This window comes from Pseudomonas sp. WS 5059 (assembly GCF_012985525.1).
Lineage (GTDB): Bacteria > Pseudomonadota > Gammaproteobacteria > Pseudomonadales > Pseudomonadaceae > Aquipseudomonas.
This window is the reverse complement of record NZ_JAAQWO010000004.1, coordinates 41804-61003: the sequence shown is the minus strand read 5'-3', so window position 1 is coordinate 61003 and position 19200 is coordinate 41804. Positions and strand designations below refer to the sequence as shown.

The following is a 19200-nucleotide window of genomic DNA, read 5'->3' as shown; positions in this document are numbered from 1 at the left end:
CCAGATACAGATAAAAAAGCCCCAGGTCGCAAGACCTGGGGCTTTTTTGTGGGCGCGGTTCAACGCTTTTGCAACGCCTCCAACCGCGCCGGCAGGTTTTCCTCGGGAAAACGCTTGTGCAAGGCCAGCAGTTTCTCATCCGCCGCCCTGCTCTCACCCGCCTGGCGCAGACGCACGATTTCCTCAAGCCCTTGCTCCAGGGACTGGGGCTTGGCGGCCATCTGTTTGCTCATTTTTGCCACGGGCTCATCGGCCATGGCGCTTGCCATCTCGGCCTGGACCGGCGTGCTGTCGGCCTGGGGCGCCATTGCCATACGCGCCATGGGCGCTGGGGCGGCGGGCGCAGAGAGTGCCTGCGGCGGTGGCGCGGCGGCGTATTGGCTGGCTTCGGGCAGGTTGAGGTCGGGCACTGGCGAGCGCGTCACCACGCCAATCAATAGCGCGACCCCGGCTACGGTAGCAAAGGCCATCTGCCAGCGTGGCCGTTGGCAGGCTTGCAGCCAGCGTTGCCACAGGCTCGGCGGTGGCGTGGGGGCTTCGCGGCGGGCGGCGGCGAGGATGAAGGCGTCGAGGGACGCGGGCGGCTCGCTGGCGCTGTGTTGGCGAAAGTGCTGGATCAGCCCTTCGTCAGTCGGGTCCTGGGGGTGTCGGGAGTCAGTCATACGGGTACCTCCTCGGCCAGCAGTCGACGCAGTTTCTGCTGGGCGTAACGCAAGCGGCTTTTTACCGTTTCCAGTGGGCTGCCGGTCAGGGCGGCGATTTGCGGCAGTTCCAGGTCGCCGTGCAGGCGCAGCATGAACACTTCGCGCTGGTCCTCGGGCAAGTCCTGCAACGCGGCATCGAGACGGCCCTGGTCGCGACTCAGGCTCAGTTGCTGCTCCGGGCCCGCGCTGTCGTCGGGTTGGGCGTGCTGCTGTTCGTCGTAGCTGTCGTGCAGGGGGTTGTGGATACCGTGCTTGCGCCAATGGTCGATCAGGCGGTTGCGGGCAATCTGGAACAACCAGGTACGAAAACTCGCCCGGCCTTGTGGCTGGGTGTTGCTGCGGATCAGGCTGAGCCAGGTGTCCTGGTAGATTTCCTCGGCCAGTTCGGCCTTGTTGCAAAGGCCTACCAGAAACCGGTAGAGGCCCTGGCGGTGCCGGGCATACAGGGTCTCGAACGCAGCGGCGTCACCGGTGCGGTAGCGGGCCAGCAGCGATTCGTCGCTGGGTGGGTCATCTGATACGGCCATGTTGGGTGGCGAACTCCTTTCGATGGATCACTGCAGATTACCTGTGGGAGCCGGGCTTGCCCGCGATGGCGGCGGGTCAGGCACTATGGGCGGCACTGACCCACCGCTATCGCAGGCAAGCCAGCTCCCACATTAGAGCTATATCGTGGGCAAGATCAGTGTTTGAGGCTCTGGGCCAGTTCCAGCAACTGTACGAATTCATTACGCAGGCCGTAGGGATCATCGCCGCGCGCCGAACGGGCCAGGGTGGCGGTGTCCTTCAGGCTCATGTTGCCAGTGTAGCGGCCATCACCCTTGAGCTGTTGGGCGAAGGCGGCCACGGCGGCGGCAAAGCGCAGGTCGTCGCTGGCGGCGTGTTGAGTGCTATTGATAGGGCGCTCGATCAGGCGGCTGCTGCCACCCGCCGCCGGCTTGTAGCGTACGCGCAGCATGGCCAGTTCTGCGGCGTTGCCCTCGACAGGCGTAGCCTGGGCATAGCGCAGCGGTTCCAGCCAGCCTTTGGCACCCTTGGGTACGATTTCATACAGCGCCGTCACGGTATGCCCGGCACCGATCTCGCCGGCGTCCACCTTGTCGTTACTGAAATCCTCACGCTTCAAGGCCCGGTTTTCATAGCCCAGCAGGCGATATTCGCTGACTTGGGCCGGGTTGAATTCCACCTGCAGTTTCACATCCCGCGCCACCACGGCCAGGGTCGAGCTGAGTTGCTCCACCAGCACCTTGCGGGCTTCACGCAGGTTGTCGATATAGGCGTAGTTGCCATCGCCCGCGTCGGCCAGTTGTTCCATCAGGTGTTCGTTGTAGTTGCCCACGCCAAACCCCAGGGTGGTCAGGGACACGCCGCTTTTGCGCTGGTCCACGGCCATCTGCTTGAGGCTGTCGAAGTCGCTGATGCCGACGTTGAAGTCGCCGTCAGTGGCCAACAGGATGCGGTTGATACCCTTATCGATAAACCCTTCGCGAGCCATCTGATAGGCCAGCTCGATGCCCGATGCACCCGCTGTGGAGCCGCCGGCGGTCAGTTGCTCGATGGCGTTGCGGATTTTTGCCTTGTCACGCCCGGACGTGGGTTTGAGCACCACCCGCGACTCGCCGGCATACACCACCAGGGACACCCGGTCCTGATCGCGCAGCTGGTCCACCAGCAGCTTGAGGGTGCTTTTGACCAGCGGCAGGCCTTCGCGACGGTCCATGGAGCCGGAAACATCCACCAGGAACACCAGGTTGGCCGGCGCCAGTTCGGCCACGGCACGCTCGGACGCCTTGATGCCGATGCGCAGCAGACGCGTGCTGGGGTTCCAGGGGGTGGCGGCGACTTCGGTGGTCACGCCAAAAGGCGAGCCATCGGTGGGCAGCGCATAGTCGTAGGGGAAGTAATTGACCATTTCCTCAAGTCGCACGGCGCCTTCGGGCGGCAGCTGGCCTTGGTTGAGGAAACGCCTGACATTGGCGTAACTGCCCGTGTCGACATCGACGCTGAAGGTCGAGACCGGGGTTTGGGCCACGCTGTGCACCGGGTTGTCCGGCAGGTTTTGATACTGCTCACGCGGCTCGGCGCGGTACTCCATCACCACGCCGTCATGCATGGCCATCGGTGCCGGCATCGCCATTCTTTTGAGCATGGCGGCCTGAGCCTGGACCGGCGCGCTTTGCAGTTCGGGGATAGCAACCGCTTCGGGCGCCTTGGCCTCGTCACGGGATGACAGCCCACACCCGGCGAGCGCCACCAGCAAGGTCACGGCAAAGCCCTGGGCAGCGGGGCGCAGGAAGAGAAGAGGATGGGACATGGGCTGAACCTCGTGTGTGAATGATGCGTTCACAAGGTCAGACGTAGGGGCGTCGGGATTCGGGTTAGCGTCTGGTCACTCAATCCATGTGGGAGCGGGCTTGCCTGCGATAGCGGTGGGCGAGTCAATACATACGGTGACTGACCTACCGCTATCGCGGCCAAGCCCGCTCCCACATTGGATCGGCAGTGACTGGTCCAGATCAGTCCGAGCCGTACTTGGGCGAACGCGGGCCGTAGAGGATCCCGGTGCGTTGCCCGGCCGACAGCAGGCGCGCGCTGGTGATACCGGCGATCGGGTGCGCCGCGTCGGTAGAGCTGTTGATCACCTGCTTGACCGCCGCCGTGATCAGCATGCCCACCAGGCCGCCACCGTTGTTGTTGCCTTCCTCGCTGGAGGCCCGTGCCGAGCCGGTCCACAGGGTGGTGCCGGTACGCAGGTCGACCAGTTTGGCCGAGGCCGTCACGGAAGTGTCGCTGGTGACCAGCATGTACTTGGTGCCGTACTCGCTGACGGTGATGTACAGCGCCGCGTCTGCGCCGAAGATCTCATGCAGCTTGCCCGGCGCCACGCCCTGGATATCGTTGGCGGTGGTCAGGCCGTTCTGGCGGAAGGTTTCGTCCACCAGGGCAATCGGCATCACGTAGTAGCCAGCTTCCGCCAATGGGTAGGTCACCTGCGATACCAGGCTGTAGGAGGCCTGCACTTCAGGGGATTCATTGATCGGTGGCAGCACCAGGATCGACTTCGGCCGCGCCTGCTTGTAGGCCGAATAATCGACGGTCTTGGGGGCCGCGCAACCGCCCAGCAAGGCCAGGGCGAGCAAGGCGCCGGTGAGTTTCAAAAAGCTCATTGCTTCACCTCTGGGGCCTTGGCGTTCTTGAGCAAAAAGTCCATGTAGGCCGCGGACTCGGGGAACAGCGCCTTCTCGGTGCGCAACTGCTGCACCATCTGGTCATCCTTGCCCATGCTCAGGTACAGCAAGCCCAAATGGGCGTGGTAGCCCGGCGGGGCCTGGCGGCCACTGGCGTTGATCTTTTGCAGGTCGCGTTCCAGCGCTTCGACCTGGGCTTCCTTGGGCTCACCCTTGAAGTACTCGTAAACCTGTGGCTGGTAGCTTTCCCATTGATACAGGGGCTTGGGTGCCGTCTGGCACCCTGCAACCAGCGCGGTTGCTGTCAGCATCAGCGCCAACTTAACTGCCTTGCTCATCCGTGTACTGCTCCTTGAAAACGCTTGAATCAGTTGCGCGGGTTCCAGGCGCCGGCGTTGATGCCGTCGACCAGGCGATTGATCGCTTCGCGCATGGCCAGGTCCAGGACCTTGCCATTGAGGGTGGAGTCATAGCTGGCGGTACCGCCAAAGCCCACGACTTCGCGGTTCGACAGCGCGTACTCACCGGCGCCCTGGGTGGAATACACCACTTCGGAGGTGCTGATGTTGACGATATTCAGGTTGATCTTGGCGTAGGCCACCTGGGTCTTGCCACGGCCGAGGATGCCGAACAATTGGCGATCGCCGGTCTCTTTGCGGCCGAACTCGGTCACATCGCCGGTCACCACGTAGTCAGCACCCTTGAGGTTCTGGGCGGTGCCCTTGATCTTCGCTTCCTGGGAGATCTCGCCCATGTTGTCGCGGTCCAGCACGCTGAAGCGGTTGGTCTGCTGCAAGTGGGTGATCAGGATGGTCTTGGCCTGGCCACCGAGGCGGTCCACGCCATCGGAGAAGATCCCGCGCATGTAGCTGGAGCGGTTATCGAACTTGCCCACGGCAATCGGCACGCGTACGCCGGAGTAGGCAACGTTGGCGCTGGCGACTTTTTCGATCGGCAGTGCGCGGGAGGTTTCGGTCGCCGCACAACCGGCTAGCGCCAGCAGCGCTGCGCCGGCAAAGCCTGACAGCAGGATGTTTGAGAGTGCTTTCACAGGGTGCTCCTAAGTGAAGAAATCCGGGGGTTAGCGTGCAGGTATGGCACGCAGGTCACGCACGATGTAGTTGCTCAAACCACCGGTAAAATGGCGCTCGATGTTGGCGTTGCCTTCATTGGTCAGGATCCCGCCAATGGTCTTCCATTGCTGCACCTGGCCGCCCCAGTTGTTGGGCACCAGGCCATCCCGGTCCTGGGCAAAATGCAGCACCTCGGCCTCGGCTTTCCTGACCTTGACCTTGTAGCCAAAATCGATGCTTTGCAGGATCGTGTTGTCGTCGACCACCAGGCTGGTGATGCCGCCCTTGGAGTCGAGGATATGGCGCACGTAGACGATATCCACGTCCAGCAGGTAGTCAGCGGTCTGCTTGCTGCTGGCGTAGCGCTTGGCCTTGAGCAGGCGGTCCACCAGGTCGACGCCCAGCTGCTCGCGGACTTTGGCGTCCGACATGAAAATCCGGCCCTGCCCCACCACTTTGACGTCGAAGGTATCGACCCAGAAGGTGGCGGTCTTGGGAATGGTCACAGGGGCTGGAGAGATGTAGTACGGGGGTTTGGAAGCACAGCCGGCCAGGAAGGACAGAGCCAGCAGTAAAGCAAAAATGCGCATCTTCGAATTCGTCCCTGATTAAGTGCTGCGGCATTTTACGGGGTTGAGAGCGGTTCTCAAGTTGTTTCGCACTTGTGGGGCCTGGCTTGTGTAGGAGCTGGCTTGCCTGCGATGCAGACACTGCGGTGTTTCAATCACACCGCAGGGATGCTATCGCAGGCAAGCCAGCTCCTACACCAGCTCGCTCCTACCAGGACGGTTTAGAAGGCGTAGCGGGCCTTGAGCATGACGCCATCGGCATCAAACCCGCTGCGGGCCTGGCGGGTGTAGCTGGCACCGACGCTGAACGCCGAAACCTGGTAGTTCACGCCCACGCTGGCTTCATAGCTGTCACGCGCGACCGATGCACCGGTCACGCTGAACGTCGAACCACCGTTCACAAAGCTGGAAGTCTGCGCCACGCGATCACCCATCAGGTCGTGATAAGCCATCAAGGTCGCTTCCGGTTGCAGGGTGCCGGCGCCCAGCGCCAGGTTGCCCGCCACGCGCAGGCCGGCGCCCAGTTCACCAACTTCGTAACGCTGGGAACCGGTGTTCAGCGCCGCCGAAGAGCCCTTCTCATGCAGGCTGTCCATGTGCACGCTGGAGTAACGCGCCGCGACACGCGGTTCGATCAGCACGCTGTCCGACGCTTTGAAGCTGTAGCCGCCGATCACGCTGGCCGACAACGCCTGGCTGTCGTAGCTGCCCTTGGCCGTGGTGCCGGCGATGTGGCGCTTGCTGTCGTTGTCGTTGACGCCGTAGCTCAGGCTGCCATCGACAAACCAGTTCTGCAGCGACCAGTTGCCATACAGCGACAGCGCATTGCCCTGCACTTCGGTCTTGTTGCCCAGGTCCGAGTGGATGTTGGAGTTGAGGTAGCTGTACGCCACACCCACCCGCGTGCTGTCGTTCAAGCGCCCGTCCACGCCGACTGCCACGCCACTGCTGTTGGCCGAGTAACCGTTGTCGCCACCGCGACCGTCCTGGTCCATGTTGCTGCTCAAGCCCTGCACCCACACACCGCCGCGTTCGCTGCCATCGCGCTGGCCGGCCAGGCGGTTGAGGATCGCGCCGTTGATCACGGTCTGCCCGGACAAGGCCACGTCCAACGCGCCACGGTTCACGTCTGGCTTGAGCTGTTCGCCAAGCTGCGCCAGTTGCTGGGCGCTGCCAGCGTTGGCCACGGCCTGGAACACCGCGTCGTCCTGGCTCAGTTGGCCCAGCACTTCGTTTTTCAACAGGTTCACGGCAGTGACCGCCGAGGTCGTTGCCCCAACGCCGCCGAGGTCGGTTTGTACCTGCTCGTCTGGCTTCAGACCCACCACGGCCTTGACCGTCTGCGCATCGGCCGAGTAGCTGAGCACATCGAGCAGCGACGAGCTGCTGGCGACCGTCAGGCCGTTGTTCTGCACGCTGCCGGCTTGCAGCAGGGTGTATTCGGTGCCGCTGGGCGCTGCGGTGAAATCACCGGGCTTGGCGCTCAAGGTCACGTTGGAACCCTGGGCAAAATTCGCGGCGCCGCTGACCGTCAGGTACGGGGTGGTCGGCACCACGCTGTTGGACAGGCGCATATCAACCCCGGCGCCGCTGGCCACATTCAGGTCGCCAGTGATCGTGGTGCCGGCGCCAGACAGGTTCAACGAACCCGCGTTGACCGATACCGGGCTGCCAATGCGCGCACCGGTAAAATCGGCCTGGCCGTTGATGTTCACTGCCGTGACACCCAGCACATCACCGACGATTTTGCCGCCGCTCCAGTTCAGGCTCGCCAGGTTGCCCCCGTCGATGGCCGTGCCGGAGTTGCTGCGGATTTCCCCGGCTTGCTGGTTGATCTCCAAGGGCGTCAATTGGAATCGCGGGTTGACCTTGATCGCGGTCGCGTCGGCGCTGATCACGCCACGGTTGATCAAGCCGCGCTCACCGCTCGGCGAGGTGGTGTTGAAGGTCGCGCCTTGCACGTTGAAGGCCATGGCGTTGCTGCCGCTGGCTTCGATGGTGCCGGTGTTGAGCAGGTAATCGTAGGTGCCCGCATCGAGCTGCACGGCGATCGCCTGCCCGCCGTTGACGGAAACCAGGCCGCTGTTTTCGATACGCAGGGGGTTGGTATCGGTTTCGATCTCGATCCCCAGGGCCTCTTCACCGGTCACGCGAATGGTCCCGGAATTGAGCAGCTTGCCGCCGATGGTCACTGGCATGTTGTTGTGGGTATCGAGAATCAGGCCGTAGCCGTAGTAGGACGTGATATCCACCACACCGCTGTTGACCACGTCGCCCGCCACGGTGGTGCCGTTGAGGTAGATACCCTCGGCGTCGGATTCATCGCCCGAACCAGGGACCTCGACCAGGGTGATGTTGCCCGAGTTGATGATGCTGCCGCCCACGTTGCTGGCGCCCACTTCAAAGCCTTCGGCCCAGATGGTGTTGCTCAGGTGGATATTGCCAGCCTGGACGATATCGCCGCTGATTTGGCTGCCGGTGGTGGTGAGCATTTGATCCAGCGCCCCATCGACGATCAGGCCACGCACGGCCTGGCCGCCGGCATCCAGGGTGAGGTTGGCGTTGTTACGCAGCGTGCCCTGGATATTGGTCAGGGACACATTCACACCATCGGCACTGGGCTGGGTCGATACGACATTGCGCGCGCCCACCAGGGTCACGGGCTCGTTGAACGTCTGGGAGGCCCAGACGTTCTGCCCTGTGCTGACGTCAAACTCCACCGCACTGGCTTGTGCGGCAACGGCGCTGACCATCATGGCCAACAGGGTTTTCTGGAACTGCTTGCGCTTCATTTGAAACTCCATTTACTACGACAACACCGCCAATGTGCCCGGCGGTTGTAGGGTGCATGATTCAGGACGCGGGGACGGCAACGCGTTGTGCGGGGTCGGTGATGTCATAGGCATGCTGCTCACAGCCGGCGCCGACGATCACGAATTCCACCAGGTAAACCTTTTGCTTTTGCGGCTTGAACGCCGAGGTCATCGGGCCGCAGGCGTAGACAATTTTTTCGGCGTAGCGGTAGTAGTTCGAGTCATAGACCCGCGACTCGCCCAATACCTCGATCGTCTGCCCCGGATCGGCCAGCACTTCCAACTGTGGGAAGCGCTTGACCGCGGCGCTGTTGGCCACCTCGCTCATCTTGGCGATCCAGCCGAACACCTTGCCCCGGCCCGAATCCACCACCGTGCCGAGGATCTCCGGGCGCTGATCGGCATCGCCGCCACGGCGCACGGAGAACTGCACCGGGTAGGTAAAACCGGTGGCGCGCATGATCACCTTGGCGTGTTCGGCGTCCGCCACGACCTTGTTCTGCTGCAACTGCACACCATCTTTCAACAGGCTGGGCGACGAGTCGCGGGCAGTGGAGTGGCAGCCCGCAAGGGCCAGGGCCGCGAGGATAAAGGCAACTTTTTTCATAAAGGGTCTTCCGTGGCAATAAAGGGCTGGGGTTGCCCTGCAAGAGTCAAAAACTCAAAAAGAACACGCCCCCATATAAAAACAGGGCGAAGCCAGCCAAGGCCGCGCGCCACTTTGGGTCGGCATCCTTGCTCATGCCACCCGGCGCGATGGCTACCCGGGCGCCACGCGCATAGTTGTAGACCGCCTGGCCAAACCACAGCTGCACCAACACCATGATGAAAAAACGCTGCCAGCTGCCGTCAAATCGCAAGAAACCGTTCAATAACGCTGCCAGCAGTAAAGCCACGCCAATGCCATGCCGGTACTTGTACAAGTGACGGCTCATTCATCTGAGCGCCCAAACAACCGCGCCAGCCAGCCGGTTTTTTCTACGCGGGCAGGGGCTGGGGCGGGAACAACGTCTTCACTGGGATGGAGCAAGTCGCCGGGGTAATGCTCATGCCCCAGACAAGCGCTGTCATCCAGCCCGAATGCCTTGACTGCGGCAACCGCCTCAAAGCACCAGCGGCCAAAGTAACTACCCATTTCAAGGGGATGTTTTACCGGGTCGCCATAGATATACCACCAGGGTTGCTGTTTACCGCGTCGGTTCAGCTCCGGGTACCAATGTTCCACGAACGCCCGCAACAGCGAGGCCTGCTGGTCCTGGGGCGCATCGATGGCCTTGAGCAGCCTTGCATAAGGTTTGGCGTGCAGTAGCTGTTCACCGATCACACGCCCTGGCTGGCGGGATGCAATGATTCGATCCAGCAGAACGTCCTGCCCACCTTCGCCGATCAAGGCGACGAGGCGACGCCACTGGTCGTCGGGAATCTCCAGCGCCAGCGCCAGGCTTACCAACCAGAAACACCAGATGTAGTGGTTCAGGTCCGCCAACTCGAAAGTCCAGTCACGGCAGGTCTGGAGATTATTCTCAGCACACACGCTGTCGGACTCTCGATTTGAAAGCTCCCATGCGTCTATCGCGGCGGGAAGGTAGGTAGCCATCTCTGCAACATTGCCACCACTTGAATAGACCCGAATGGCCGCACGCACATTATCTTTGGCAAAGTCGAACGTAAATTGCGCTCTGTACAGGGGGTTGGCCGAAGGTTGCGAGAGAATTTCACTGACGCGCTCAACCCATTGCCGATCCTTGGCTTCGCGATCGTCCCAATACGGCTTATCCCCCAGGGGTGCACGAATCATGGATAACCCTCATCGAAGTTTTTCTTGGGCGGGAGAATTTTCGACGTATCAACATTTTTGGCTTTGCCACGCGCATCAAGCACTTCAATTTCCGTGTCGCCATCTGGCCGGGTTCTCACCACCCACGTTTCAGTACGGTTCGCGTCCACCGCGAGCCGCACATCCCGGCTCTGATCTGCGCCAACCGAACGCTCCAGGCGATCGCCTCCGAGTATCCACGAGGCGGAACCTTGCTTGCCATCTGTAGGCTTGCCCAGCGCCGAGGAACCGGACTTCCTGTTATCACTCAAAAACTTGTATTCAATGACAAGGAAGTCGACATCCGGACGATCGACCTTGTACAGATCGTCAATACCCGTTTCACCGGTCCCCGGTACTCGCGCCAGCTTCTGCCCGTCAGGAACAATTTGCTGCACCGAGCGACCTCCAAGTAAATCGCCCATGACACTTTTCTGCTCACGGGTCAGCACCGACAGATCCATCAGCGGCTTGCCATCAGGTCCGAATCTACCGCCACTCTTGAGCAGTGCCTGCTCGGCCGCTTCGTTGATGATACCGGTGAAGCGCTTGCCCACAGCCCCGGCCAGCTCGCCGGTCAGGCGGGTGGTCGTCGCGCCAGCACTACCGACACCCGCGCCGCCCAGGCCGAGGCCCACGCCAGTAGAGGTGGCGATCATCTCGTTCTGGCGCAGCACGTCGGCGCCATAGCCCTGCATGATATGCAGGGTGTCCAGGTAGCCCTTGAGCCTCAGCTCTTCGGGCAAGCTCTGCACCGCCTCTACCGCCGCGATAAACTGCCGACCGCCACAGCTTGGGCAATTGACGGTACTCATCGCCCAAAGCGCCGTCTTGGAACCGAAACTGGCCAGATCCTCTACGGCATTGGCAATACCCTCGGCACTGCCCTGGCCTTTGGCATTGAGAATTTCGGCCATGTTTTTCGGATCGTGCAGGTACTTGTAGGGGTCGACCAGTTCGATGTACTTGACCAGGTTCTCAACCGAGTTCCGGTCTTTCATCAGGCGCGACAGGCCCAAACGCTCATTGTTGTAATCGGCCAGGCTGACCTGGAACAGGTCGGCGCTTTTGGACTGCGAAAGCTCGCTGCGCAGGAAACTGGCCGCCGTCGTGGTGTTGCCATCCTCGACACCCAGCACGGTGTTCCAGCCGCGATCGACCATCGCCGCCGCCGTTCGCAGCAGCTCTATGCGTGCTTGCTCTTCGGTGATGCCCTGCGCTTGTGCATAGCGATCGACGCGCTCCTTGTCGGAGGCGAACTTGATCTCGTCCGGGTGCAACTGGCGGTTGTACCGGTCCACGCTGGCCGCAGTGCCACCGGCAACAATGGCGCCGCCGGTGCCATGCCCGGAACCGACCGCCGTACCCACGCCGGAGGCAATCAGCGTAGCCACGGCCTTACGGTCGGCCTCTTTCATGCCACTGTCTTCCAGCGCTTGCAGAATCGAGGGCATCAGCGCCGCCGAGGCCCCTGCACCCAATGCGCCGCTCTGCACATTGCCGCTGGAAAGCCCCAACGCGGCTCCCGCCAATGCGTGCAACATAACGCGCGCGGCGCCGCCTTCGGCCCAGGCAGCCTTGGTCGCGCTGTCGATGTCTTTGCGGTTTTTCTGCTCGTCGGCAAAACTGCCGATTTTATTGAAGATATCGCTGGCCGATGTATTAGCCACGATCCCTACCGCCGTGCCGCCGGTAGCGCCGCCCAGCCCGGCCGCAATCAGCCCGGATGCAATATCGGCCATCAGTTTCTTGTCGCCACCCACCTGCCAGCGCAGCGCCTCGGCATTCGCCGCCTCGTACGCCTGGGCCGCGGCACCCGCCGTTGGCGAGCCCGCGCTGGCCTGGTCTTTTGCCTCCTGCCCAAGCTTCTTCGCTTCATCGGCCTTGGCTTTGGCCACCGTACTGATCACCCCACTGGCCAATTGCGCCGAGCTTTGGATCAGGTCGATGCGCTCCCGCATGGCCTTTTCGTCTGGACGGTCGAGCCTCTGGTTGGCGTTGGCAGTGTCGCGATTGAGCCCCACCAGGTCATTGGCGCCCTCAGGGTTGCGGACCTCAATCGTGCCGTCGCTGACCGCACTGCGGGTGTGGCTGCGCTCGTCTTCCTTGAGCGCCACCGGAATGCTGCCACCCGGCGAGGTGCCACCGCTGCTGCTGAACGAAGCGGAGAGCCCCGCCGACTGGCTCTGGATCTCACTGGTGTTCTTGATATCGCTGACGATCAGGCGATCGGTGCTCAAGCGGTTCTTCACTGCCGCCGCTTCGCTGGCAATCACCCCGCCCTGCAAGGTGGTGGTCTTGCCGACATTGATGTCGTAGCCACCGGTGCCCGCAAACAGGCCGGTCTGGTCGGTCACGGCCTGGTAGTCGCTGTTCATCTTGGCCGCTGCGATGCTGGCCGAACCGGCCACAGTGGAGCCGTAGCAGAACGGTGGGATGCAGATACTCGCGCCAAAGCCTGCGCTGCTCTGCTTGCTGCGCGACGATTCGGTGTCCTGGCGCGAGAGGATGTTGAGGTTGCCGCCGATGTCGGCCTGGATGCGGTCAGCGCGCACCTGGGCGCCGGCGAGGGTGGTGTCGCCACCGCTTTTGAGCAGCAGCGAGCCGGTGTCCAGGGTGGTGTTGACCTGGGTTACCGAGTTGCCATTGCCCTTGTTCTTCGCGCCCTGTGCACCGAGGTCGAGGGTGAAGCCGTTCTGCTCGCCGATGTTGAAGCTGGCGCCAATTGCAGTCTTGTTGGTCGAGCCATCGTTCTTGCGATCGACGGTGTCCTGGGCGCTTTGCAGCAACACGTTGTTCTTGGCCAGCAACAAGGTGTTGGCGGCTTTCAGGCTGCTGCCGGTGATCTCGATATTGCCCTGGGTGCCGGGCGCTTCGCCGGTGGCGACAATCGACAGATCCTGCCCGGCATTGAGCGTGCTCTGGCGCGCCGTCAGGCTGTTGTACTCACTGCTGGCCTTGCTGCGGGTATTGGCCAGTTCGGTGCCGATCTTGATCAACGAACCGTTGCTGGGTGAGCCGCCCTGCTTGTTCTTGAAGCCGGCGCTCTGGCCGTTGGCGTCCGAGGCCTGGCCACCCAGGTTGTAGGCCGCCAGGGCGGCCTGGGCGATTTTCACCGCCTTGAGGCGCGGGTCATCGGCGTTCTTCGCCGCTTCGGTGGCATCGTGGATACTGCGCGCGGTGTCGATCACCGCACCGCCAATCACCCGGCCCACGGCCAGGCTCCTGGAGCTGTCTTGCGTGGTTTGCCGCGCGGTTTCAGCGCCGGCGGTGATGGTCACGTTGGCGCCACTGAGGTCCATGTTCTTGGTGCTGACCAGGTCACTGGCGACCACATTCAACTCACGCCCGGCAATCAACGAAACATTGCCTTCGCTGGAGCCAATGGTGCTGCCGGTCAGGGTGGTTTCCTGGGCGGTGCCGTTGTGTTTGCTGCTGCTGATCGACAGGTGTTGATTGCCGGTGATGTCGTCCAGGCCCAGCTTATTGCCGGTCAACACGCCGGTCAGGTCGCGATTTTTTTCCTTGTGCATATCGGTGCGCGAGAAGGTGTTCTGCGCCGCATCAATCGTCAGGTCGCGCCCCGCCTGCACAGCCAGATCGCCGGTGCTGACCAGTGCCGAGCCGGTCACTGTCGCATCCTGCCCCGCTACCACGCTGACCGTCTCGCCCGAAACCATGCTGCCCACGGCCATGGTGCGTTTCTCGTCAACCTTGTCCTGGACCTTGCTCGACTTCAGCCCGCCCCAACTGCTTTTGCTTTCTTTGCGCTCATGCCGGGCACTTTCGGCGTCGGTGACCGCGACGATTTGCACATCCTTGCCCGCCACCAGTTTTGCCGCGCCTTTGTCGGCGGCCACGCTGCTGCCCGCCAGCAGCAGGTTCTCACCGGCTACCAGGGTGCTGTTGCCGCCGGAATTGACGCTGCTGCCCACGTTGTTGACGGTGTCGGTTTCATCGAGGCGGAATTTTTTCCCGGACGAGCTTTTCTTGGTCTTGCTGTAGAAGCTGTAGTCCTGATCTTCGGCAGCCTTGAGGGCCAGGTTCTTGCCGGCCACCAGGTACGCTTCGTTGCCGGCGCTGACGTTACTGGCGAGCAACAGCAAATCTTCGCCCGCATTCAAGGTCACGTTGCCACCGGCCTTGAGCACGGTGGAGACCTGGCTCACATGGTCCTCGATGCTCTTGACCTTTTTCGAGTTGTACGCCGAATGCTGCTCGTTGGCCGCCGCCGCCAGGTTCACATTGCGCACGCCGCCCACGCTCAGGTCGCGCTTGGCTTCGATCTGGCTGCCCACCGCGCTCACATCCCGCCCGGCGACCACATGGAAGTCCCGCCCGGCTTCAACCACCGAGCCTTGCTGGGTGATGATCTCGTGGCGCGAACGGCTGCCAATGGCGCCGTTGTCCAGGGTTTGCGCCGCGACGATATTCACGTCGCGCACCGCCTGGGCGGTGGTGTCGCCGCCACTCTTGAGCGCGCCGCCGACACTGTTGATATCGCGCCCGGCCTGCATCGCCAGGGTGCTGGCCGACTCGATGCGCGCAGCGTTGTCGATAAAGTCGCTGCGCTCGATGCGGTAGTCGCTGGCGCTCTGGTGGGTGGTGACGCTGCGCTCGTTGAGCAGGTCGGCACCGGCCACCAGGTTGACCTGCTGCCCGGCAATGATGCCGCCGGCACGGTTGTTGAGGTTCTTGCCGGTCAGCAGGTCGAGGCGGTTGCCGGTCTCCATCAGCCCGCTATTGTTCAGGTCGCCGCCCACATTGGCGCCCAGGTTGCTGGTGGCGCGCAGCGTGCCGACGTTATTGAGGTTGGCGCCGGTCATCAGGTTCAGGTCGCTGCCGGAAATCAGCGCGCCATTGGGGGCCAGGCGATTGCTGGCCTGGGCCAGGTACAACACGGGCACCAGCACTTGCTGGCCGGCGACGGTGGCGTTTTCCAGCCACACGATATCGTGGGTCAGGGCCGCGACCTGTTCGGCGGTGAGGCTCACGCCCACGGCCAGGTTCAGTTGCTGGCGGGCGCCGACCGCATTGTCCATCAGGTACTTGAACACCCCGGCGTCGCTGGTCTGGCCGTCGATGAAGCGCTGGCCGGTACGGGCGACCACGGCTTGCTGGATCAGGCGCTGCTCGTAGAAACCGTCGCCCAGGCGCTTCTGGCTGGCGTCGGGGTCGTAGCCCAGCTTGGCCAGCATGTAATCCGAGCTCATGAACTGCGCCATGTTGGTCAGCTGCGCGTTGGTCTCGATCAGGTATTTTTGCGGCTTATCGGCAAACTGGCTGTTGGGCAGGCCCTGCACGCCACTGCCATCGCTGAAGTGGAACAGGCCGTTCTGCCCGGTGGGCAAGCTGAAGCCCGGCAGGCCCAGCGGGTTGACTTGTTGCTGGGCGACATCCGGTGGCAATTGCCCGTTGAGCTTCACTTGGGTGGAGAAGCCGGGAGCGTTGGTGTCGGTCTTCGCGCCGCTGCCCACGTAGGTGTAGCCGCCGCGCACCACGCTGTTATCGATACCGGCCTGGGCCTGGATGTTCACCGCGCCGCCAGCCTGGATCACCGCTGCGTAGCGCTGGTCCGCAGCCGCCAACTGAGTGGTTTTGGTCTCGCCCCACTGGCGCTCCATAGCGCCGATAAAGAACGCCATGGCCGCTTCCAGGCCGCCCAGGTTGTTGGGGTTGTAGGCCGCGCCACCGATGGAATAGCGCTGGGTAAATTGCGCGGCGGTCTGGTTGTAGCCCGACGGATCACGGGTGCGCTCGGAAGAAAACACGCGCTCGGTCAGGGTGTCGTGGGTTTCCAGGCCGAGGTTGGTCAACTGGTTGACCCGCGCCGTCAGGCTGCCGGCTGCAGCGATGCTACTGCTGCTGTTGAGCACATCGCCGCCGACCAGCAGCAGGTTGGCGCCGGAGGTAATGCTGGAAGCCGCACTGGCGTCGGTAACCCTCAGGCGCTCCCGCTGGGCAATCAGGAACGGACGGTTTTCCTTGCCGCCTTCGCAGTCACCGCCGTTGACGTTTTCAATGCACTGCACCGGGCTGATCGAGGCGCTATAGATCCCCGATTCGCTGGTCAGCACCGTGCGGATATTCTGGATGGTGCCGGCGGCCAGGCTCAGGTTGCCGTCACTCTGGATGCTCGACGAGCTGTTGATGATGCTGGTGGCGAACGCGCCCTTGCCGTCGCGGTCGATGCTCAGGTTGCCCATGGCGTAGATATCGGCGCCGAGGTTTTTCAGGCGCTCGACCCGCAGGCTCATATCACCGCCGCTGAACAGCAGGCCATTCTGGTTGAGCAGGCTGCCAGTGGTCAGGGTCATGGCGCGGCCGCTGCCCAGGGTACCGAGGTTGTTCAGCGCGGCACTGGCCAGGCTGAAATCCGTGGCGCCGGTCAGGCGGCCGGTGTTGTTGAGGGTCCCGCCCAGGTTCAGCTCAAGGCTGCCGTTACTGGCGATCACGCCCTGGGTGGACCAGTTCTGGCCGGCGCCCTTGATGCGGTTGGCCGCGAGCAGTTGGCCGCTGCTGGTTTGCTCAAGATTATCGACATTGACCGTGAGATTGCCGGCCTGGATCAGGCTGCTGTTGGTCCAGTTGGTTTTGTCCAGGCTCAGGTCGCCCTGGGTCACCAGGCTGCCGCCGACGTTATCGAGGTTGATCCCGGCGATATCAAACACCCCGGTACCCACATGCAACACGCTGCCGCCCTGGTTCTGGAACGTGCCGGCGGCCAGGCTCAAGTCGGCATTGGCCGCTTCCAGCTTGCCGCCGCTGTTATCCAGCACACCGCCAATCGCCACGCGACTTTTGCCGCTGGTACCCAGGGCACGCAATTGCCCGCCCTGGTTGCTCAGGCTGGCGGCGGTGATGTCCAGGGTGCTGGCACTTTCGATCAGGCCACGGTTGTTGAGGGCACCCAGCAGGCTGAGGTCGACTTGCTGACCGGCGATCTGCCCAGCGTTATCGACGCTGCCGCCGCTGAGGCGCACGCGCTGGCCGGCGAATACACCGCCGTTGCCATTGTTGAAAACACCGGCGTTGATCAGTGCATCGCCCGCCTTGGCCGAGAGCTTACCCCCGGCGTTGTTCAGGCTGCCGACGGTGAGGTTGAGGCCGGCGTTTTCACTGTGGATCAGGCCATCGTTGTCGTTTTGCAGCAGGCCGCTGGCGTTTAGGGTCAGCCCGGCGTTTGCCGCCAGGGTGCCGCTGTTGCGGTTGTCCACGCTGGCCGCCAATACCGTCAGCAGGGTTTGGCTGGTGAGTTTGCCGCCCTGGTTGTCGAGGGCTGCAACGCGCTCGATCGACAGCGGGCCGGCGCTGGCGAGCTTGCCGTTGCGGTTGATCAGGTCGGCCAGCAGGTCGAGGGTCAGCGCGCCGTTGCCGGTCAGGCTGCCGGCGCTGTTATCCAGGCTGTTGCCGCGCAGGGTGAATGCGCCGGCGCTGTCGATGGCGCCGCCCTGGCTGTTGTTGAGTGCGCCGCTGAGGGTCAAGGTTTGGGCTGCGGCGCTGGAGATCACGCCTTTGTTGCTGTTATCCAGGCTGTCGCCGGTCACGCTGAGGGTGTCGTGGCTGACCACCACGCCGCCCTGGTTATTGACCTGCGCGACATTGGCCTGCAACGCGCCATCGCTGATGATTTCGCCCTGGCTGTTGTGCAGCGCAGCAGCGGTCAACTGGGTGCTGCCGCTGGTCAGCAGGCGGCCTTTGTTGCGGTTATCCACAGTGCTGGCGGTGACGTCCAGGGCCTTTCTGGCACTGATGACGCCGCCCTGGTTATCCAGGGTCTGGCTGGCCTTGACGGTAGCGCTGCGGCTGGCAACCACACTGGCGTTATTGCGAATATCGCGGGCATCGAGGCTGACATCGCCGGTGGTGGTGCGGGTGTTATCGGCATTCACGCCGGCTTCGATAACGCCGTTGTTGGTCAACTTGCCGCCGCTGCTCAGGCGCACCGTGTCGCGGGCCGCGAGGCTTTTCTGGGTGCTCAGGTCGCCGCTGGTTTTCACCGTCAGGGCGGTGCCGGCGTAGGCCGGGCCCTGGGCATCGAGGCTCGCCGCCTTGACGTCGATCGCGCCACTGGCCGCCGCCTGCGCCATGCTCAGGTGCCCATTGGCATCGAGCTGGATATCGCCGGCGCTGGCCGCCAATGTGCCGTCCAGTTTTACCCCGACACCGGCCTCGGTGCCCACCAGCTTGATCGCGCCGGCGTACATGCCGCCCAGGGCCGAGGAGTCAATCGCAAGCTCCGGCTTGGCGCTGCCATCGTCGGCGCGTGCGGTGGCATTCAAGGTCTGTGCATTGACGTCGTTGCGCCCGGCAATCACGGTCAGGTTGCGCGCATTGATCTGCGCGTTGATCTTGGCCGTGCGAGTGATGATTTCGAAGCGGTCGACATTGCTCGCGTTCAAGCCCTGGCCGTCGATGGTCACCGCGCCGCCATCGACCTGGTAGCGGTCCAGGCGGCCGTTATCGAGGATCGGTTTGCCGGTGGTCAAGGTGACGTTGGGGGTGTTGATAAAGCCGCAGCCGTTGCAGGTCACGCCATAGGGGTTGGCGACGATGACCTTGGCCGACTGCCCCGCCACTTCGGTGTAGCCGCGCAACTGGCTGGCGCTGCCGCCGTTGACTTCGTTGAGGATGACATTCGCCGAGCCACCCTTGAGGTTGGGGTTGCCGACGATAATCCCGCCCAGTTGGGTGGACTGCAACGGGCCGCCGGCGTTGTTGAGGATCACGCCATTGGGGCCGACGTTGTAGTCCTTGAACTGGTTGTGGGACAGGCCGCTGCCGTTGGGCGTGGCGATGTTCACCACCGGTACGCCATTGCCCGCCGCGCCCACCGTCGTGCCGGGGCCGCTGACCACAATGCCGTCGGCCTGGGCCAGCAGCGGCTGCCAGAACAGCGCGTTGGCCAGGATCAGCACCAGGCCGCGCTTGGGCAGGCCGCAGAACGCATCACGGCGCTTCATGGCTGAAGAAGGCAGGCGGGCAAGGAAGGCAAACTGGCGGACATCCATGTCAAATTCTCGATGCGGCTAGGCGT

Annotated in this window: 12 protein-coding genes; all 12 read right to left on the bottom strand. The window is 63.0% G+C overall.

Translation table 11 applies throughout. The annotated features are described in order from the left end of the window. Window positions 1-59: 59 nt before the first annotated feature. The 12 genes from HBO12_RS12705 to HBO12_RS12650 all read right to left on the bottom strand — a co-directional run bounded on the left by HBO12_RS12705 (window position 60) and on the right by HBO12_RS12650 (window position 19174). On the bottom strand, window positions 60-662 hold the full coding sequence (locus HBO12_RS12705; RefSeq protein ID WP_170042303.1) for a hypothetical protein: 603 nt from the start codon (window positions 660-662) through the stop codon (window positions 60-62). Next, a complete protein-coding gene (locus HBO12_RS12700) occupies window positions 659-1231 on the bottom strand; it encodes an RNA polymerase sigma factor (RefSeq protein WP_170042302.1) in 573 nt (190 codons plus the stop codon). Before HBO12_RS12700 ends, HBO12_RS12705 begins: the two co-directional genes overlap by 4 nt. A gap of 155 nt (window positions 1232-1386) precedes the next feature. Continuing rightward, complete coding sequence (locus HBO12_RS12695) at window positions 1387-3018, bottom strand: VWA domain-containing protein (RefSeq protein WP_170042301.1); 1632 nt, start codon at window positions 3016-3018, stop codon at window positions 1387-1389. A gap of 202 nt (window positions 3019-3220) precedes the next feature. Further along, window positions 3221-3871 carry a DUF799 domain-containing protein gene (locus HBO12_RS12690; protein WP_169953968.1) on the bottom strand — a complete coding sequence of 217 codons (651 nt, stop codon included), beginning with the start codon at window positions 3869-3871 and terminating at the stop codon, window positions 3221-3223. Then, entirely contained in the window at window positions 3868-4230 is a 363-nt protein-coding gene (locus HBO12_RS12685; RefSeq protein ID WP_169953969.1) for a DUF4810 domain-containing protein, read from the bottom strand. The genes HBO12_RS12690 and HBO12_RS12685 overlap by 4 nt, the downstream gene beginning before the upstream one ends. 29 nt (window positions 4231-4259) lie before the next feature. Beyond that, window positions 4260-4943 (bottom strand): CsgG/HfaB family protein, encoded by a 684-nt coding sequence (locus HBO12_RS12680; RefSeq protein WP_169953970.1) that lies wholly within the window; start codon window positions 4941-4943, stop codon window positions 4260-4262. Between the two features lie 30 nt (window positions 4944-4973). Beyond that, on the bottom strand, window positions 4974-5555 hold the full coding sequence (locus tag HBO12_RS12675; RefSeq protein WP_169953971.1) for a hypothetical protein: 582 nt from the start codon (window positions 5553-5555) through the stop codon (window positions 4974-4976). Window positions 5556-5755: 200 nt separating this feature from the next. Beyond that, entirely contained in the window at window positions 5756-8326 is a 2571-nt protein-coding gene (locus HBO12_RS12670; protein ID WP_170042300.1) for an autotransporter family protein, read from the bottom strand. Between the two features lie 61 nt (window positions 8327-8387). After that, on the bottom strand, window positions 8388-8954 hold the full coding sequence (locus HBO12_RS12665) for a hypothetical protein (protein WP_170042299.1): 567 nt from the start codon (window positions 8952-8954) through the stop codon (window positions 8388-8390). 46 nt (window positions 8955-9000) lie between these two features. Further along, a complete protein-coding gene (locus HBO12_RS12660; RefSeq protein ID WP_169953974.1) occupies window positions 9001-9282 on the bottom strand; it encodes a hypothetical protein in 282 nt (93 codons plus the stop codon). Beyond that, window positions 9279-10145, bottom strand: a complete 867-nt coding sequence (locus tag HBO12_RS12655) for a PoNe immunity protein domain-containing protein (protein WP_170042298.1) — start codon at window positions 10143-10145, stop codon at window positions 9279-9281. Before HBO12_RS12655 ends, HBO12_RS12660 begins: the two co-directional genes overlap by 4 nt. Continuing rightward, the gene (locus tag HBO12_RS12650; protein WP_170042297.1) at window positions 10142-19174 is read right to left on the bottom strand and encodes a hemagglutinin repeat-containing protein; all 9033 of its coding nucleotides are present in this window, start codon (window positions 19172-19174) and stop codon (window positions 10142-10144) included. Before HBO12_RS12650 ends, HBO12_RS12655 begins: the two co-directional genes overlap by 4 nt. Window positions 19175-19200: the final 26 nt, after the last annotated feature.

Excerpts from the sequence above, each read along its gene's own strand:
- HBO12_RS12700 (WP_170042302.1), bottom strand. The coding sequence starts at position 1,231 with ATGGCCGTATCAGATGACCCACCCAGCGACGAATCGCTGCTGGCCCGC.
- HBO12_RS12695 (WP_170042301.1), bottom strand. The coding sequence starts at position 3,018 with ATGTCCCATCCTCTTCTCTTCCTGCGCCCCGCTGCCCAGGGCTTTGCC.
- HBO12_RS12685 (WP_169953969.1), bottom strand. The coding sequence starts at position 4,230 with ATGAGCAAGGCAGTTAAGTTGGCGCTGATGCTGACAGCAACCGCGCTG.
- HBO12_RS12665 (WP_170042299.1), bottom strand. The coding sequence starts at position 8,954 with ATGAAAAAAGTTGCCTTTATCCTCGCGGCCCTGGCCCTTGCGGGCTGC.
- HBO12_RS12670 (WP_170042300.1), bottom strand. The coding sequence starts at position 8,326 with ATGAAGCGCAAGCAGTTCCAGAAAACCCTGTTGGCCATGATGGTCAGC.
- HBO12_RS12690 (WP_169953968.1), bottom strand. The coding sequence starts at position 3,871 with ATGAGCTTTTTGAAACTCACCGGCGCCTTGCTCGCCCTGGCCTTGCTG.
- HBO12_RS12660 (WP_169953974.1), bottom strand. The coding sequence starts at position 9,282 with ATGAGCCGTCACTTGTACAAGTACCGGCATGGCATTGGCGTGGCTTTA.
- HBO12_RS12655 (WP_170042298.1), bottom strand. The coding sequence starts at position 10,145 with ATGATTCGTGCACCCCTGGGGGATAAGCCGTATTGGGACGATCGCGAA.
- HBO12_RS12650 (WP_170042297.1), bottom strand. The coding sequence starts at position 19,174 with ATGGATGTCCGCCAGTTTGCCTTCCTTGCCCGCCTGCCTTCTTCAGCC.
- HBO12_RS12705 (WP_170042303.1), bottom strand. The coding sequence starts at position 662 with ATGACTGACTCCCGACACCCCCAGGACCCGACTGACGAAGGGCTGATC.
- HBO12_RS12675 (WP_169953971.1), bottom strand. The coding sequence starts at position 5,555 with ATGCGCATTTTTGCTTTACTGCTGGCTCTGTCCTTCCTGGCCGGCTGT.